This window comes from Collinsella sp., assembly GCF_052346665.1.
Lineage (GTDB): Bacteria > Actinomycetota > Coriobacteriia > Coriobacteriales > Coriobacteriaceae > Collinsella.
In genome coordinates, this window is record NZ_DAWDUX010000022.1 from 1 (window position 1) to 2,819 (window position 2,819).

At 51.3% G+C, this 2,819-nt stretch carries 3 protein-coding genes; all 3 read right to left on the bottom strand.

Features of this window, described 5'->3' with window-relative positions:
- Nucleotides 1-73: 73 nt before the first annotated feature.
- Genes ACT8II_RS05420 through ACT8II_RS05430 form a run of 3 tightly spaced genes read right to left on the bottom strand, consistent with a single transcriptional unit; the run spans nucleotide 74 to nucleotide 2,615 of the window.
- On the bottom strand, nucleotides 74-967 hold the full coding sequence (locus ACT8II_RS05420; protein ID WP_118653452.1) for an ROK family protein: 894 nt from the start codon (nucleotides 965-967) through the stop codon (nucleotides 74-76).
- Nucleotides 968-990: 23 nt separating this feature from the next.
- A complete protein-coding gene (locus ACT8II_RS05425) occupies nucleotides 991-1,746 on the bottom strand; it encodes a ChbG/HpnK family deacetylase (protein ID WP_118653451.1) in 756 nt (251 codons plus the stop codon).
- 23 nt (nucleotides 1,747-1,769) lie between these two features.
- Nucleotides 1,770-2,615, bottom strand: a complete 846-nt coding sequence (locus tag ACT8II_RS05430) for an MBL fold metallo-hydrolase (RefSeq protein WP_118653450.1) — start codon at nucleotides 2,613-2,615, stop codon at nucleotides 1,770-1,772.
- Nucleotides 2,616-2,819: the final 204 nt, after the last annotated feature.

The window sequence follows — 2,819 nt, forward strand, 5'->3', positions numbered from 1 at the left end:
GTCCTCTGCGTTTCGCACATGAGCCCTCCCTCTACATTGAAGACAAAAGGCATGGTAACGCATCCCACCAACTTCATTGAAGCGCACGTCTGGCAAGCTCGAAGCAGCCAAAGATACCCTGATTGCCAAGAAGCGAATTATTTACTATGTATGTTTCAGGATTGCATGTTTCCGGCGTTTTGAAATACCCATTTAAAAGCTCTTTAAATGCTCTTCTGGCATAGGAAACTACAGGGGTATTGTCTGCAACGCCACCACCAATGATTATTTTCTGCGGAGCGTAACACAGCGCAAATGTAACGAGCGCCTGTCCAAGATAACCAGCTAGGAGTTTTATCGCGTCGTCATCACCGGCAATATCTGAAGCGCTCATACCTTTCCAGCGCTTTGCAATTGCCGGGCCGGCAATTAAACCCTCAAGACAATTTGTATGGAAGGGGCAGGCGGATTCATTAACGGGCATTGGATCCAAAGGATCTCGAGCCAAAACGACGTGCCCCGCCTCTGGGTGCAGGATTCCATGGAGGAGCTGGCCCTGGACCATAACTCCAGCGCCAACTCCTGTCCCTATTGTCAAATAAACCACATTTTTCAAGCCTCGAGCGCAGCCATATACGACCTCTCCAAGACATGCGGCGTTGACATCAGTGTCATATCCCATTGGCACATCCAATTTAGCCTTCAACGATCCCAGCAGGTCAAAATGTGACCATGCGCGTTTAGGCGTTTCCAAGATACTGCCATAATTCGGCGAAGACGGGTCGACCGCGGTGGGTCCAAATGCGCCAATTCCAAGCGCATCTATGTTCCATTTTGAAAACCATTCCGCACAGGCATCCACCGTGTCATCTGGATTGCCCGTGTCAATTCGACAACTACCGGCTATCGTGCCATCTGCATACCCAACCGCGCACACCATCTTTGTGCCGCCCGCCTCGAGTGCGCCAAATAACCCCGAATCGTTCATGTCTCACCTTTCGGCTTAGCCAATTAAAACTGCTGTACAGATGCAAAATCTGTTATCTCAAAATCGTTCTTCCGCAGCCATTCCCTGAATTGGCCATCACATGCAAGCGCGACGTCAAAACACCGCGGAAGCGTAACTGAAGAAGTCTCCAGCAGCGGCATATCAACATAGCCTGGATGCAAGATATATAATGATGTGCCGCCGGCAGTAACCTTAGACAGCTGCTCCTCGACGGCACGACGCTGCTTCTCCAGCGTCTCTTCGTGGCAGATTGGCAATATCGTCACACTTGCATTGCCAACCATGCATAAACCTGACAAGCCCGTGCATGTAGGAATGCCTCGACGAGAGCCCACCTCCTCAACAGCTTCAACAAAACATGGAGCAAATACGGCATGGAAATCCAAGTAAGCCGGAAGCCGATTCGTCATCGCATAAAAGCGCTCAATTTGGGCATCTATCTCGTTAATAAGCTCTTCAAAAGCAATGTCCTTCCCCTGGTTTTCTCGGTAGAAGGAGCTTGACTTAAATAAGCCATTTCCATCCACAAGCGACGCGACTTCGTGGGGAGGCAAAACAGGTGCGCCTGCGCTCATGACCGCATGCATCCCCAGCACAGCCTCGGCATCTACCAACAAATCGATACCGTGTTGAGCGGCATCCATGTTTGCCATGACACCAACGCAGCTTACAACTCCTTCGCGCACGGCCTTTGCAATCCCGCAGTTGACACCCTCGCTATAACCCAAATCATCTGCGCGAAAGATGACATTTTTCATGTTAGACAGGACCTTTCTTATCACTATGCCTTATCAAATCGATATGTCACGTTGCCCTCTAAACCGTCGGCGCAAACGGGATGACCATCGCGGTAAACTGTTTTAACTGCCTGGTAGATTGGCAAATTGCGTGACCGCGGGAGAATCGCCCCCAATGAGGCATCCAAGAGAACGCGATCGTCTTCGCCATTCAGGATACGCCGGCACACCTCGATGACGTTTGGAAGCAATGCCGGAGACGATTCGAACGTTCCATGGTTGCGCAAAACGCGAGTGAAACGAGGGCCTTCCTGCTCGAGGTGGCACAACGCCCTATAGTACACATCGACTGGCATTGAACAGTCCTCGAGCAAGATCGTTCCTGGGCCGCAAGCATCACCTAAAAGCATCGTTTCATCGGCATCTATGTAGGCAACCATCATGCCCATCGTATGTCCGGGCACCGATAGGACGCGAACCGCAACGCCGCCCAAGTCGAATATGTCGCCATCGCGCAGGGGCGAAAACCGCTCCAGCGGCAATGGGTCAACCAGCTCGAAGGAAGCGCCTTCGCCCAATATCGCGCGTACAAATTGCTTACGGTAGGCATTGTCGGAATGGTCAAGGTACACCGGGACATCGCTCATATTGATAAACGCTTCGCCAAATTCTCCGGCACCAAACGCATGGTCAACATGCCCGTGAGTAACAAGAACCGTTACCGGCAAATCTGTCAATGACTCAACTTCGTTCCTTAGGCCGACGCACCCGCATCCCGTATCTAAAAGCACGCATCGTTCGCCCCCCGTTACAAGGTATACGGCAACTTTACACGGATCGACAATACGTACTATGTGGTCACTTATGCGTTCATGCGTGAATCGCGCCATGACTACCTACCTCAAGTTTCCAGCAATCTCTATTTTTGGGCCATCTTCGGACCGAAAACCATCGTAAGCACGAAGGTGACAGCAAAGGCGATCAAACCCGATATCACCGCGTTCACGAGATTCACGGTACCGCCACCCGCATATTCAAGCACGCATGTGACGTTGGAAACAAGGGGAGCAAATATCGCGACGTTCATGATGCCA